Raw genomic sequence first — 14,580 nt, 5'->3', positions numbered from 1 at the left:
CACAGCGGCGACGGCGTCAGTGGAAGAAGTGCCGCGTCCCCGTGAAGTACATCGTCACGCCCGCCTTCTTCGCCGCCTCGACGACCTGCTCGTCACGGACCGAACCGCCGGGCTGGACAACCGCCTTGACGCCGGCCCCGGTGAGGATCTCCAGGCCGTCGGGGAAGGGGAAGAACGCGTCCGAGGCGGCGTAGGAGCCGGTGGCACGGTCGGTGCCCGCGCGTTCCACCGCCAGCTTCGCGGAGTCGACGCGGTTGACCTGGCCCATGCCGACGCCGACCGAGGCGCCGTCCTTGGCGAGGAGGATCGCGTTGGACTTGACGGCCCGGCACGCCCTCCAGGCGAAGGAGAGCTGAGCGAGCTCGTCGGCGCTCAGCGCCTCGCCCGTCGCCAGCGTCCAGTGCGCCGGGTCGTCGCCCTCGGCCTGGAGACGGTCGGTGACCTGGAGCAGGGCGCCGCCGTCGATCGGCTTCACATCGACGGGGTGGCCGGGGCCGTCCGGGACGCGCAGCACGCGGATGTTCTTCTTCTTGGTGAGGGCCTCCAGCGCGCCGTCCTCGTAGCCGGGCGCGACGATGACCTCGGTGAAGATCTCGGCGACCTGCTCGGCCAGCTCCTTGGACACCGGACGGTTGACCGCGATCACACCGCCGAACGCGGACAGCGGGTCACAGGCGTGCGCCTTGCGGTGCGCCTCGGCGACGTCCGCGCCGATCGCGATACCGCACGGGTTGGCGTGCTTGATGATCGCGACGGCCGGCTCGGTGTGGTCGTACGCGGCACGGCGGGCGGCGTCCGTGTCCGTGAAGTTGTTGAACGACATCTCCTTGCCGTGCAACTGTTCGGCCTCCGCGAGGCCGCCGGTGCCCGCGGTGTAGAGGGCGGCGGGCTGGTGCGGGTTCTCGCCGTAGCGCAGGGTGTGCGAGCGCTCCAGGCTGGTGGCGAGGAAGGAGGGGAACGCGGAGTCGTCGGCCGGCGCGTAGGCGGAGGCGAACCAGGAGGAGACCGCGATGTCGTACTCGGCGGTGTGCCGGAAGGCCTCCGCGGCCAGCCGCTTGCGGGTGGCGAGGTCGAAGCCGCCGTCCTTCACCGCGGCCAGGACGTCGGGGTAGCGGGCCGGGCTGGTGACGACCGCGACCGAGGGGTGGTTCTTGGCGGCGGCGCGGACCATCGACGGGCCGCCGATGTCGATCTGCTCCACGCACTCGTCGGGGGTGGCGCCGGAGGCGACCGTCTCGCGGAACGGGTAGAGGTTGACCACGACCAGGTCGAACGGCTCGACGCCGAGCTCGGCGAGCTGGTTCCGGTGGTCCTCCAGGCGCAGGTCCGCGAGGATGCCCGCGTGGACCTTCGGGTGCAGCGTCTTGACGCGGCCGTCCAGGCACTCGGGGAAGCCGGTGAGCTCCTCGACCTTGGTGACGGGGACGCCCGCGGCGGCGATGCGGGAGGCGGTGGACCCGGTGGAGACGAGCTCCACGCCCGCCTCGTGCAGGCCGCGCGCGAGGTCTTCGAGGCCCGTCTTGTCGTAGACGCTGACGAGCGCCCGTCGGATGGCCCGCTTGTTGCTCTCGGCGGTCACTGGATAACTACCTTTCGTCCCTCGATGCGATAGCCGTTGCGGGCGAGCCGCCCCACGACATCGACGAGCAGCTTTCGCTCGACTTCCTTGATGCGCTCGTGCAGAGCGGCACCCTCGTCCTCGTAGTCCGCCTCCCGGACCTCCACCACGCCCTGAGCGATGATCGGTCCGGTGTCGACGCCGTCGTCGACGAAGTGGACGGTGCAGCCGGTGACCCGGGCGCCGTACGCGAGCGCGTCGCGGACGCCGTGGGCGCCGGGAAAACTGGGGAGGAGGGCGGGGTGCGTGTTCACGACCCGTCCTCCGAAGCGGGCCAGGAACTCCTTGCCCACGATCTTCATGAACCCGGCGGACACCACGAGGTCGGGCTCGTACGCGGCGACGGCCCCGGCGAGGGCCGCGTCCCACTCCTCGCGGGTGCCGTGGTCCTTCACCCGGCACACGAAGGCGGGGATCCCGGCGCGCTCGGCGCGGGCCAGTCCCTCGACGCCCGTGCGGTCCGCGCCGACGGCCACGATCTCCGCGCCGTAGGCCTCGGGGCCGGCGGTCTCGATGGCGTCGAGCAGCGCCTGCAGGTTCGTACCGGAACCGGAGACCAGCACGACGAGGCGCTTGGCCACGGGCTTGGCGGCCACGGTGAGGCCCTTTCTCGGGGGTGCGTTTGTACGGTCGTACGAATGCATCGCGCCCCGGGATACGGGGAAGTCTACGAAGCGGCCGACCGTCAGCAACGATACCGGCACACCGGGCGGCCCCCACGGGACGGGGGCGTGGCCGGAAGGTAGCGTCTGGGGCGAGTGGACTCGGGAACGCGGTCGTTGTGCGGTGCGTTCTCCTCATGACAGCTCAGAACAGCCAGCCGTATCACCTAGGGGAAGACGCTCACTTGATGCCGGACCGCAGTCTGCGACTCCTTTCGCTCCCCCCGCAGTCATCGCAGGGAGGGGAGCGCGGCGGCGTGCTGCTGCGGGAGCGCCCCGCCTCACCGCCCGACGCGCCCTCGGACCAGCAGAGCGGCACCTCGAAACCCACGTCCGCCCCCGCTCCGGGCTCCTCCGACGACAATCCGTTCGCTCCGCCTCCCGAGGGCACCCCGGACCAGCCGTGGCAGCCGCGCCACCCGGCGAACGGCGAGGACGGGCAGGACGGGCGGAGCGCTCAGGGCGGCCCGGGATCCGACGGCTCCCAGGGCGACACCGGCGACGGTCCCGGCGGCGGTCGTTGGGGCAGTCAGTGGAGCGACCGGCAGCCCGGCCGCTCCCCCGGGGGCTTCGGCGAACGCCCCGGTGCCGGCCCCGAAGGACCGAGCGGCGGCGGCCAGGGCCCGGGCCCGGGGATGCGCTGGGATCCGACGGACCCGAGCCAGCGCCGCGCGCGGTACGCCCTGCTGTGCGGCATGTGGGCCTTCTTCTTCGCCCTGTTCAGCTGGCCCTACGTGGCGCTGATGCTCGGTGCGCTGGCCCTGTACTGGGCCATCAGCGCGCTGCGCGCCCAGCCCGGCGCGAGCCCCGACCCGAACACCCAGGCACCCGTGCAGAGCGGTCGCCCGCAGCGGACCGCCGCGGTGAGCGGCCTGGTCACCGCGTCCCTGGCCATCGCCCTGGTCGCCGCGGGCTTCACCGTGAAGCTGGTCTACAGCGACTACTACACCTGCACGAACGACGCCCTCACCAACTCGGCCAAGCAGTCCTGCGCGGACCTCCTGCCGGAGAAGCTGCGGGGAGTGCTGGAAACCAGCAGCTGACGACCGCCCTCCGCTAGGGAGTGGCCGGGGGCTGCTGGGGTTCCACCGACTCCGCCACCGTTTCCGACGCCGATTCCGAGGCTGATTCCGTCACCGAATGCGTCGCCGACGCCACCGGCGACTCCTCCGCCACGGACTCCGCCGAGGCCGCCGACGCCTGCTTCAGCGCCGCCCAGCGTGCCTCGCGCGCCGCGTCCCCGACGTGCCAGAGCGGCTGCGCGGGCCCGGTCGACTCCGCAGGCTTCATGGGCCTCATCGGCTCTGCGGACCGCATCGGCTCCGTGGGCAGGAAGTCGTACGCCTCGAAGGTGCTGTCGTCGGCCGTCACCACGTCCTTCGGCACGTCCTTCGGGATCTCCGCCCGCGGCTTCCCGATCGTCGCGCCACGTTCCCCGGACTCGCCGGCCGCCTCCCGCACCGGTCGCTTCCGGCACCGCCACGCGCGCAGCCCCAGTGCCGTGGGAACCCCCAGCACCGAGGTCCACAGCAGAGCCGCCGCTCCCGTCTGCCACCACACCGGCCCGAAGCGGGCCAGCGCGCCGTCGCCCAGCGGGCCACCGGCGAGCGCCGCGAGGACGGCGACCAGGGCCGCGCACAGGACGGCCGCCAGCCCGGCGGTCTTCGCGGTCCGCCCGTTCGACCAGGCGGCGACCACCGGCCCGCGCTCCACGTCCCCGTCGGCAGCCACTCCGTCGCCGCCTCCCCCGCCCGCCGCCCGCCCCACGAACCACCCCACCGTCACCCCGACCAGCACCGGCACCGCGCCCGCCGCCCAGTGCAGCGGGGTACCGGCGCCGGTCTCCGGCACCGCCGCCAGCAGCGGAAACGGCGGGAGCAGCGGCGCGGGAGCGGACGCGATCGGCGTCACGGCCTGGCCGACACCGAGGGTGAACCCGGGGCCGAGGGCGTAGGCCCCGGCCCACACCACCGCGTTCGGGACCAGGGCGAGGCAGAGCAGCAGAACCGCGAACCGGCCCGACCAGCTCTCCGTGAGCTGAAGGAACGACGCCCGCGCCGCCCCGCCGTGCCACACCAGTGAGGTGGCCAGCAGGACCGCCCCGCCTCCGACGAGCACCGCCGTCCCGGCGCCCGCGGCCCGCGCCGCCGTACCGAGACGGGTCCGGGCGTCGGGGCCGAGGACGAGCCGGCGCGGGCCCGCCGGCAGCAGGATCAGCACGCTGTCGAACACCGCGGGCGGGCGGCCGTACGCCGCCCACACCCCCGTGCCCGCCGCCACCGTCACGACCAGCGGCACGCACACGCTCGTCCAGGCCCACGCCGGCCGCAGGTCGCCGCCCGTGGCGTAGAGCGCGGCGGCGGTGCCGACGGCGAGATAGCCGAGCACGACACCGGACCAGGCCGTCAGCCCCGAGACGGCGGTCCGCGCGGGGACCGCGGTCCGGCTTCCGGGGACGGCGGTCCGCCCCGCGAGGTCGGCGGTCCGGCCCGCGAGGCCTTGGAAGCCTTGGATGCCTTGGCGTCCCGTCGGCCGCTCTTCCTCCTCGCCTCCGTCCGTCGCGTCCCGGGCCGCCCGGTGCGCCAGCCACAGCGGCAGCGCGAGCAGGAGCAGCGGGGTGACGCCGACGGGCGCGGGGACGCCGGAGAGCGTGTCGGTGCGGACGAGTTCGGTGCCGTGGGCCAGCAGCCACAGGGCCGCGGCGACGTGCAGCGCGCCGCCGGGACCGCTGTCGGGGTAGGGCGAGCTGATCCACAGCACCATCACCAGGACGGCGAACGAGCCGAGCCCGAGCCCGGCCGCGACCGCGCCGGCCAGGAGGCCGGCGGCCAGTCCGGGCGATCGGTCGCGCACCCGGGTGAGCAGGGACGACAACAACGGTCGACGTACGGTCATCTGGATCACGACCGTCATGCTCCCAACGACACGCGCTTTCTCGTCGTAACAGGCGAACCTCCGAAGTGTCGCCCAATATACGTTTATGTACTTTTTCGCACGAAAGGGCGGCCGGTGACGCAGAGCTCCGCAACCCCGCTCCCACCGCCGAAGGAGCGCCGACGCCTGCGCGAGGCCGGGGCCCTGACGCAGGATCAGGTCGCGACCCGGGTGGGCGTCACCCGCGAGACGGTACGTGCGTGGGAGACCGGCCGTACGACACCGCGCGGCCGGAAGCGGGAGGCGTACGTGCACCTGCTGGCCGAACTGGTGACCGCCGCCGCCGAGAACCCCGTACCGGCGGAGGACCCCCCGGCACCCGAGCCCGCCCCCGCCCGGAACCCCACTCCCGATGCCCCCTCCCTCACCCGGCCCCTGACGCCCGCTCAGGCCTTCGACGCGCTGTACGCGTTCTGCGCGCCGACCCTGGTGCGGCAGGCCTATCTGCTCACCGGGCGGCGCGAACTCGCGCGCGAGTCGGTCGAGCGGGCCTTCCAACTCGCCTGGCAGCGCTGGCCGGAGGTGGCGGTCGACCGGGATCCGGCGGGCTGGGTGCGGGCGACGGCGTACGAGTACGCGCTCTCCCCCTGGCACCGCTTCCGCCCGCGCTGCCGGCACCCCGAGGCGCCACCCGCGGACGCGTCCGACCGCGTACTGATGAACGTCCTGCTGAAGCTCCCGCCCCCGCAGCGCCGCACCCTCCTGCTGTACGACGGTGTCGGCCTCGACCTGCCGGACACGGCCGCGGAGACGGAGGCGAGCACCCCGGCCGCCGCGAACCGGCTGCTGCGCGCGCGGCACGCGGTCGCCGCGCGGCTGCCGGAACTGTCCGAGCCGACGGAGCTCAACCGGCGACTGGCCGAACTCGCCTCCACGGAACGGCTGCGGGCCGCCAAGCCGCCGACGGTACGGACGGGCAGTGAGCGGCGGGCCCGGTTCTGGACGCGGGCGGCCATCGCCTTCACGGTCGCCCTGATCGGGACGACGGCACTGACGGTACGGACGGCTCCCACCCACTACGAGCCTCCGGTCGCTCCGGGTGCGGAGGTTCAGGGGGTGCCGCCGCGGGTGGCGCCGGGTTCCCTGTCGGAAGCGGAACTCGCCCTGCGGGAGCGGTTGCGCGAGGAGACGGCGAGCGGACCGGAGCGGCTGGTACCGCTGAGCCATTGAGGCGTTGCGGCGTTGAGGCTGCTGAGCTGATGCGTCGTCGGCCGCGGGTCGGTGGGGGCTGGTCGCGCAGTTCCCCGCGCCCCTGAAAAAGCAGGCCCTCCCGGACGCGCCCAGCTTCAAGGGGCGCGGGGAACTGCGCGACCGGCCACGACGTACCCGCCAGCCGCCCGACAACCCGACCCGGCACCTCCGTAACGCGCCGGTGGGCCCGCCCCGGTCTACGGAGCGAGCCCACCAGTGTTCAAGCCGGGTGCTGTTCAGCCGGCCGGGCTGTGCTTAGTTGCCAAGAATGGCGCGGGCCAGCTGCGCCGTCTCGGTCGGCGTCTTGCCGACCTTGACGCCGGCGGCCTCAAGGGCCTCCTTCTTCGCGGCGGCCGTGCCGGAGGAGCCGGAGACGATGGCGCCGGCGTGGCCCATGGTCTTGCCCTCGGGCGCGGTGAAGCCCGCGACGTAACCGACGACCGGCTTCGTCACGTTCTTCGCGATGAAGTCCGCCGCACGCTCCTCGGCGTCGCCGCCGATCTCGCCGATCATGACGATCAGGTCGGTGTCGGGGTCGGCCTCGAAGGCGGCCAGAGCGTCGATGTGCGTGGTGCCGATGACGGGGTCGCCACCGATGCCCACCGCCGACGAGAAGCCGATGTCACGCAGCTCGTACATCATCTGGTACGTCAGCGTGCCGGACTTCGAGACCAGGCCGATACGGCCCGGCTTGGTGATGTCGCCCGGGATGATGCCGGCGTTCGACTGGCCCGGCGTGATGAGACCGGGGCAGTTCGGGCCGATGATCCGGGTCTTGTTGCCCTTCGACACCGCGTACGCGTAGAACGCGGCGGAGTCGTGGACCGCGATGCCCTCGGTGATGACGACCGCGAGGGGGATCTCGGCGTCGATCGCCTCGACCACGGCGGCCTTGGAGAAGGCCGGCGGTACGAAGAGGACGGACACGTTCGCGCCCGTCTTCTCGATCGCCTCGGCGACCGTGCCGAAGACCGGGATCTCGGTGCCGTCGACGTCGACCGTCGTGCCCGCCTTGCGCGGGTTCACTCCACCGACGATGTTGGTGCCGTCGGCGAGCATGAGCTTGGTGTGCTTCATGCCCGTGGAGCCGGTCATGCCCTGGACGATGACCTTGCTGTCCTTGGTGAGGAAGATAGCCATGGCTGTGTCTGTCCCTCTTCCCTTACTTCGCAGCCGCGAGCTCGGCGGCCTTGTCGGCCGCGCCGTCCATGGTGTCCACGCGCTGGACCAGCGGGTGGTTGGCGTCGGAGAGGATCTTGCGACCCAGCTCGGCGTTGTTGCCGTCGAGGCGGACGACGAGGGGCTTGGTGACCGCCTCGCCCTTGTCCGCGAGCAGCTGCAGCGCCTGGACGATGCCGTTGGCGACCTCGTCGCAGGCGGTGATGCCGCCGAAGACGTTGACGAAGACGGACTTGACGTCCGGGTCGCCGAGGATGATCTCCAGGCCGTTCGCCATGACGGCGGCGGAGGCGCCACCGCCGATGTCGAGGAAGTTGGCGGGCTTGACCCCACCGTGCGCCTCACCGGCGTACGCGACGACGTCGAGGGTGCTCATGACGAGACCCGCGCCGTTGCCGATGATGCCGACCTCGCCGTCGAGCTTGACGTAGTTGAGGTTCTTGGCCTTGGCCGCGGCCTCCAGCGGGTTGGCCGCGTCCTTGTCCTCGAGCGCGGCGTGGTCCGGCTGGCGGAACTCCGCGTTCTCGTCCAGGGAGACCTTGCCGTCGAGGGCGATGACCTTGCCGGAGGCGACCTTGGCGAGGGGGTTGACCTCGACGAGGAGGGCGTCCTCCTTGATGAAGGTGTCCCACAGCGTCACGAGGATCTCGGCGACCTGCTCGGCGACCTCGGCCGGGAACTTGGCCTGGGCGACGATCTCGCGGGCCTTCTCGATCGAGACGCCCTCGTTGGCGTCGACCGGGACCTTCGCGAGGGCCTCGGGGTTCTCCTCCGCGACGACCTCGATCTCCACGCCGCCCTGGACGGACGCCATGGCGAGGAAGGTGCGGTTGGTGCGGTCGAGGAGGTACGAGACGTAGTACTCCTCGACGATCTCGGGCGCGGTCTCGGCGATCATCACCTTGTGGACCGTGTGGCCCTTGATGTCCATGCCGAGGATGTCCGTCGCGCGGGCGACGGCCTCGTCCGGGGTGGCGGCGAGCTTCACGCCACCGGCCTTGCCACGGCCGCCGACCTTCACCTGGGCCTTGACGACGGACTTGCCACCGAGACGCTCAGTGGCTGCGCGGGCCGCCTCAGGCGTGTCGATGACTTCACCGGCCAGCACCGGTACATCGTGCTTGGCGAAGAGGTCCCTCGCCTGGTACTCGAACAGGTCCACGCGCTTCCGTCCCTATCAGTGATCTCGCGGTTCGTTGGATGCGTGGGCGTGCCGCGAAGGGCAACGTGACGTCCGCTAGTCACAGGGGATGCGCACACGGTGTCCGAGCACGCGGCATGTCCGTCTCGCAGGTTATCTCTGCTTGCAGGAGGCCCCTAAATCGAGGGTCACACCTGAGCGGTGATACCTGTCACATGATGCCGAGATCACTGGCACCGAGTGCCGGATGTGAGGACGCGCGAGGGCCTGCGCGGACCCGTTGTGGACCCGGGCGGGACAAGGGGAAGGGCCTCACCGGGTTGGGGTTGACCCGGTGAGGCCCCTTGAGCAGCCCCTGAGGGGCGCGAGGCGGACGGTCCCCACCCCAATGGGAACCACCCGGCCTCATCCATGAGGTTCCGGCCGGACAGTCCGACGGCTTTCGGCCGTCCGGGGCCCATGTCCTCATGGAGTCCGGTGGTGGCCGCCGTACCGCCGCCTCGCCGGATGACGTCGTACGACGTCGGTGGCGACGGCGGCGCCGGCGGCCGGGATCAGACGCGGTGGGCGCTGCCGGGGCGCGGGGTCCGGTGCGCCGCGAAGAGCGCGGCGGCATCCGGCACGGAGGGGGAGAGGGAGGGCCCGGGCAGTTCGTCGGCGTCGGCGGCCAGGACGAGGGAACGGCGGGTGGTCGTGGTCATGGGTACGTCAGATCCTTGGGCAGGCTGAGGGACGGTTCCGGAAGCGGAGAAGGGATTCCGGGGGCCGTCGTCCGGAGTCCGGACTCCGGAGACTGAAGACCGGGGAGATCGGAACGGTGTCCGGACGGTCGGGCGGACAGACCTGTTCCACCCCCGCGCGGCAGGTCTACAGCGGGGGAAGTGCCGGCCCTAGCCGGGGAATACGGGAATGTCCCGGTGCTCGTCCCGGGTGCCGTCCGCCGCGGCGGACGCGGCGACGCCGACCACGAGCCGCGGCGCGGCCCGGTTGTCGCCGGTGACGGCATGTGCGTCACCGTGCCGTGGCGTGCCGCTGTCGGCCGCCGACTTGCCGTTCAGCCCACCACCCGGACCAGCGGGGGGCGCGTGACGCACGGGCGCCTGCCCGGCCCTCACGACGTGATGCGCGGGCGTGGCCGCCACCCGATCGGCCGCTACGGCGCCGGCGACGCCCCTCGGTCCATACGTCACACGCGTCGCCGCGGCGGAACGCGCCTGCGGGTGCGGTTCCTTCGTGTCGTTCGTCGCCGTCGGTGTGGTGGTCGATGGTGCCGTCGTCGGTGTCGTCGGTGCCGTCGCGCCCGGCTGGGGCGTGGAGGTGACCGGCGCGGGCAACGTCTGTCCCGGAAGCGCGGGCATTCCGGGTACGGCCGGCCCACTGGGCAGAGACGGCAGTTCGGAGAAACCCGGCAGGTCCGAGAGCTCCGGCAACTCGGAGAGACCGGGCAGGTCCGAGAGCTCCGGCAGGCTCGGTAACACGGGGGATTCAGGCAGCGACGGCAGCTTCGTCTCCGCCTCCGCCAGTCCCGTGACCACGCTGTCCACCGTGTCGACGGCGTGCACGGCGTCCACGGTGCCCACGAGTCGGCCGACCGGCCGTACGTCCTTCGCCCCTTCGACCGGGGCCGACGTCCCCGATGCCGTCGATGCCGTCGATGCCGTCGATGCCACCAATGCCGTCGACGTCACGGAGGGCACACCGTCCGCCGCCTGCGCCTGCTCCCCGCAGAGAAACCCGAGTGCAAACAACCCGCCCACCAGCAGCGCCAGTTGCAGCGCATGCCGCCCGGCCACCGTGCGCATCACGCGCAGAGCGGCACCGGAGAGAGCGGCGGGCGAGGTCAAGAGGGGGAAGGTCCTCCCGTGCGGAACAAGCGACGCGCGACGCGCCGCTGACGGGCGCGACGATCCTGCACGGGACTCCCGAAGTCGCGCAAGCCCCGCGTTACCGATGCGCACTCATGTCCGGTTTGCCACCGAGGCGCAGTCGACAATGCAGGTCAGCGGGTCGACAAATCACCGGTGTACCGCCGGGGTGGGGCAGGGGGACCGCCGGGCCGCACGCCCTTCAACTCCCGCTCACGCACGGTCCGGTATCGGCAGCGGCCGCTTCTCGATCGCCGCCGCCATCACCTCAGGAAACAGATCGGGCGTACAGGCGAAGGCGGGCGCCCCCAGCCCGGCGAGTGCGGCGGCGTGCTCCCGGTCGTAGGCGGGCGTCCCTTCGTCCGACAGCGCCAGCAGCGTCACGAACTGCACCCCCGACGCCTTCATCGCCGCGACCCGCTTGAGCATCTCGTTGCGTATGCCCCCTTCGTAGAGGTCGCTGATCAGCACGACCACCGTCTCCGCGGGCCGGGTAATCTGCGACTGGCAGTACGCCAGCGCCCGGTTGATGTCGGTGCCGCCGCCGAGCTGGGTGCCGAACAGGACGTCGACCGGGTCGTCGAGCTGGTCGGTGAGGTCGACGACCGCCGTGTCGAAGACCACGAGCCGCGTGTTGATCGACCGCATGGACGCCAGCACCGCCCCGAACACGGACGCGTAGACGACGGACGCCGCCATCGACCCCGACTGGTCGATACAGAGGACGACTTCCTTCTTCACGGACTGGGACGCCCGCCCGTACCCGATGAGCCGCTCCGGCACGATCGTCCGCTGCTCCGGCAGGTAGTGCTTGAGGTTGGCCGCGATCGTGCGGTTCCAGTCGATGTCGTGGTGGCGGGGCCGGTTGACCCGCGCGCTGCGGTCCAGGGCCCCGGTGAGGGTGGCCCGGGTCCGGCCGGCGAGCCGCTTCTCCAGATCCTCGACGACCTTGCGCACCACCGCGCGTGCCGTCTCCTTCGTGGTCTCCGGCATCGCCTTGTTGAGGGAGAGCAGCGTGCCGACGAGGTGCACGTCGGCCTCCACCGCCTCCAGCATCTCCGGTTCCAGCAGCAGCGTGGACAGCCCGAGCCGGTCGATGGCGTCGCGCTGCATGACCTGGACGACGGAGGACGGGAAGTACGTCCGGATGTCGCCGAGCCAGCGCGCCACGGCCGGTGCCGACGCCCCGAGCCCCGCCGAACGCTCCCGCCCCGCCTGCCCCTTGTCCCCTTTTCCGTAGAGCGCGGCCAGCGTCCCGTCCATCGCCGCGTCCTGTCCGGACAGCGCGCATCCGGTGCCGTCGGCCGCGTCGCCCCCGAGGACGAGCCGCCAGCGCCGCAGCCGCTCCGTCGCCGGGTCGGTGAGCTCCGTCGTCATCGTGTCGCTCCCCGTCCGCCGCCTGCTTCCCCGTGCCGCTCCCAGAGCGGCACCACCATCGCGGTCGTCGTGACAGCGCTCGTCACCGTCGTCGGGCCGTCCTCCGCCCTGCGGGCCGCTTCCCCCGCCTCGCTCAGCCGGTCCGTCGTCATGATCGTCATGGCTGTCATCCCGCCACCCCCACAAGGTCGTTGTCGCCCGTGTTCCCCGCCGCGCCGCCGTCCAGTCCCAGCAGCAGTCGCACCACCGGCAGCACCGCGTCCGCGCGCCCGCTGTCGAGGTCGGACGCGAAGCCGGGTGTTCCGGCTCCGGCCGCCGCTCCGCTCCCGCGCTGTCCCGGCCCGCGCCGGACCAGCTCGCCCAGGGTTCGGCGTACCCCCGGTTCGTACGCCGAGAACGTCCGCCGCAGCAGGGGCAGTACGTCCGTGAAGGCCTCCGTGGGCACGCCCGTCAGCCATACGTCGACCAGCGCGAGCAGCCGCTCGTCGTGCACGAGCAGCATCCCGCCGCCGGAGCCCCCGCCGACGAAGCCCTCGATCCACGCGGCCGCGTCCCCCGGTGGTGTTCCGGGCGACAGCACGAGCCCCATCAGCCGTGCCGCCTCGTCCTGCGCCAACTCCCCTTCGTCCAGCAGTAGTCGCACGGTCCGCCCGCGGACGACGCCGGGCACGGTGTCCCGCGCGGACAGCACCCGCAGCACTCCGTACCAGCGCGCGCGCAGGTCGCCGTGGGCCGCCTCGGCGGCGACCGCCTCGCCGAGCAGTCCCACCGCGCCGTGCACCGCGTCGACATGGCGCCGCATCTGCTCGGCCGCGTCGGCGTCGAGCGCGGCGCAGGCCGGGGGCAGGCCGACGAATATCCGTTGGGCGAGGCCCGCGGCGACCTCGGTCAGCGCGCCGGTGTCGGTGCCGCGTACGTCGCCGTAGCGGAGGGAGCGGACCAGGGCCGGCAGGGCCTGGGCAAGGTGGCCGACGTCCGCGTCGAGCGCCGCGCGGTCGGCGAGGACCTGCATCACCACGGGCAACGCCTGGGGCAGTTCGGCCAGCAGGCAGCGTTCGGCGAGGGCGGTGACGTCGGCGAGGGCCGGTGCGGAGACGGCGTCCGTCTCGGCCTTGGCGGTCGCGGCGGCGAGTACGGTCGTGCCCCACACCCCGGCTTCGGCGACCCGCACGGCCAGCTCCGGTTCCCACCGCAGCCGCCACGTCTCCCGGAACGTGCCCGTGCTCCCGCGCGACGCCGACGGCTCGCCCCATCCCACGCCCAGCAGGCGCAGCCGGTGCAGCAGCCTGCTGCGCTCCGCGTCGTTGTCCTTGCGCAGGTCGAGCTCCAACTCCCGCTCCAGGGCCTCCGGCTTGAGCCGCAGTCTGCGCTGGAGCCGGTCGAGGTCCCGCTGCAACGGCACCGCGGGCGCGGTCCGCGGCACCTCCCCCAGCACGTCCCCCACGACCAGCCGGTCGTGCACCAGGCTCAGCGGCACGTCCGAGCCCTCGCACATCACCGCCCGCACGGCGTCGGTCGTCTCGCTCAGTCCGGGCAGCGGGCGCCCGCGCATCGCGGCGAGGGTCTCCGCGAGCCGTACCGCCTCGATGACGTGCGCCGAGGACACGAGCCGGTCCTCGTCCCGCAGCAGGCCCGCCACCTTGGTGAGCCACCGCTCGACGGGCCGGTCCGGCACGCCGAACAGATGGCCGTACCAGCCCGGCGAGTCGATGCCCGCGCCGTATCCGCTGTGGCGCGACAGCCTGCGGTACGTCCAGGGCACCCAGGTCATGTCGACCTTGACCTTGGGCAGCCCCTTCACCAGCGCCCGGTCGGCGGCGACGGCGCCCTTCGGCCGCAGCGCGGGCACGTGCCAGGCCCCGCACACCACGGCCACGCTCTCCCCGAACTCCCGCTGTGCCGCCCGCAGCTGGAGCCGCATGTAGGCCTCCCGCACGAGGTCCCGGTCGCGTCCCCCGCTCCCGTACGTCTCCCGCAGCGCCCCCATGGCCTCTTCGAGCGCGAAGAACGGCGCGAACGCGTCCCCGGCTCCGGCTCCCCGGTGCTCGACGACGTCCTCCCACCAGCGCTCCGGGTCGTCATAGCCGGCCGCCTCGGCCAGCACCCCGAGCGGATCGACCCGAACGTCGTCGACGGGCTCCGCGTCCGCCCCGCCCTTGCCGGCCTCGTCCTCCCCGTCCTCTCCGTCCTCACCATCCCTCCCCCACGCCAGCGTGTGGGTGGCCGGCAGGTCGACGAAGCGGGCCGGGACGTCGTGTTCCAGCGCCCAGCGGATCGCGACCCATTCCGGGGAGAACTCGGCCAGCGGCCAGAACGCCGAGCGGCCGGGCTCGTCCACGGCGTGGGCGAGGAGCGCGACCGGTGGCCGCATGTCCTCCTCCGCGGCGAGCGGGATCAACGCGTCGGCCTCGGGCGGCCCTTCGATCAGCACGACCCGCGGCCGGGCCGCCGCCAGCGCCGCCCGCACGGCCCGCGCGGAACCTGGCCCGTGGTGCCGCACCCCCAGCAGCAACGGCCCCGCCACGGGCCACCCGCTCCCCGCTCCCTCGGCACCCACTCCGACGCCCGCCCCCGCACCCACCTCAGCCCCCGTCACACCGTCCCCCTCCCTTC

At 72.8% G+C, this 14,580-nt stretch carries 12 protein-coding genes; 2 read left to right on the top strand and 10 right to left on the bottom strand.

Going from position 1 to position 14,580, the window contains the following annotated elements:
- Positions 1–16 precede the first annotated feature (16 nt).
- Both purH and purN read right to left on the bottom strand, forming a co-directional pair.
- Positions 17–1,579, bottom strand: coding sequence for a bifunctional phosphoribosylaminoimidazolecarboxamide formyltransferase/IMP cyclohydrolase (purH, locus tag ACZ5VD_RS28215; protein ID WP_468547544.1), 1,563 nt, complete (start codon positions 1,577–1,579; stop codon positions 17–19).
- Entirely contained in the window at positions 1,576–2,214 is a 639-nt protein-coding gene (gene purN / locus ACZ5VD_RS28210) for a phosphoribosylglycinamide formyltransferase (RefSeq protein ID WP_468547545.1), read from the bottom strand. Before purN ends, purH begins: the two co-directional genes overlap by 4 nt.
- A 254-nt stretch (positions 2,215–2,468) precedes the next feature.
- On the opposite strand from purN, the gene ACZ5VD_RS28205 reads away from it, so the two are divergent.
- Positions 2,469–3,323, top strand: a complete 855-nt coding sequence (locus tag ACZ5VD_RS28205) for a hypothetical protein (protein ID WP_468547546.1) — start codon at positions 2,469–2,471, stop codon at positions 3,321–3,323.
- Between the two features lie 13 nt (positions 3,324–3,336).
- Here ACZ5VD_RS28205 and ACZ5VD_RS28200 read toward each other — a convergent pair whose 3' ends face one another.
- The gene (locus ACZ5VD_RS28200) at positions 3,337–5,193 is read right to left on the bottom strand and encodes a cell division protein PerM (protein ID WP_468547547.1); all 1,857 of its coding nucleotides are present in this window, start codon (positions 5,191–5,193) and stop codon (positions 3,337–3,339) included.
- 96 nt (positions 5,194–5,289) lie between these two features.
- On the opposite strand from ACZ5VD_RS28200, the gene ACZ5VD_RS28195 reads away from it, so the two are divergent.
- A complete protein-coding gene (locus ACZ5VD_RS28195; protein ID WP_468547548.1) occupies positions 5,290–6,384 on the top strand; it encodes a sigma factor-like helix-turn-helix DNA-binding protein in 1,095 nt (364 codons plus the stop codon).
- 276 nt (positions 6,385–6,660) lie between these two features.
- Here the strand turns inward: ACZ5VD_RS28195 and sucD are convergent, their stop codons facing one another.
- The 7 genes from sucD to ACZ5VD_RS28160 form a co-directional block, all read right to left on the bottom strand.
- Positions 6,661–7,545, bottom strand: coding sequence for a succinate--CoA ligase subunit alpha (gene sucD, locus ACZ5VD_RS28190; RefSeq protein ID WP_468547549.1), 885 nt, complete (start codon positions 7,543–7,545; stop codon positions 6,661–6,663).
- 22 nt (positions 7,546–7,567) lie between these two features.
- A complete protein-coding gene (gene sucC, locus ACZ5VD_RS28185) occupies positions 7,568–8,746 on the bottom strand; it encodes an ADP-forming succinate--CoA ligase subunit beta (RefSeq protein ID WP_468547550.1) in 1,179 nt (392 codons plus the stop codon).
- A gap of 533 nt (positions 8,747–9,279) precedes the next feature.
- Entirely contained in the window at positions 9,280–9,426 is a 147-nt protein-coding gene (locus tag ACZ5VD_RS28180) for a hypothetical protein (RefSeq protein ID WP_468547551.1), read from the bottom strand.
- A gap of 189 nt (positions 9,427–9,615) precedes the next feature.
- Positions 9,616–10,569, bottom strand: coding sequence for a hypothetical protein (locus ACZ5VD_RS28175; RefSeq protein WP_468683686.1), 954 nt, complete (start codon positions 10,567–10,569; stop codon positions 9,616–9,618).
- A gap of 234 nt (positions 10,570–10,803) precedes the next feature.
- Positions 10,804–11,967 carry a VWA domain-containing protein gene (locus tag ACZ5VD_RS28170; RefSeq protein WP_468683684.1) on the bottom strand — a complete coding sequence of 388 codons (1,164 nt, stop codon included), beginning with the start codon at positions 11,965–11,967 and terminating at the stop codon, positions 10,804–10,806.
- The gene (locus ACZ5VD_RS28165; protein WP_468683683.1) at positions 11,964–12,137 is read right to left on the bottom strand and encodes a hypothetical protein; all 174 of its coding nucleotides are present in this window, start codon (positions 12,135–12,137) and stop codon (positions 11,964–11,966) included. The genes ACZ5VD_RS28170 and ACZ5VD_RS28165 overlap by 4 nt, the downstream gene beginning before the upstream one ends.
- Positions 12,134–14,524: a DUF5682 family protein gene (locus ACZ5VD_RS28160; protein WP_468683709.1), complete on the bottom strand. Its 2,391-nt coding sequence runs from the start codon at positions 14,522–14,524 to the stop codon at positions 12,134–12,136. Before ACZ5VD_RS28160 ends, ACZ5VD_RS28165 begins: the two co-directional genes overlap by 4 nt.
- Positions 14,525–14,580 lie beyond the last annotated feature (56 nt).

Source organism: Streptomyces sp. NPDC032822, assembly GCF_055578825.1.
This window is presented reverse-complemented; position numbering and strand designations above follow the sequence as displayed.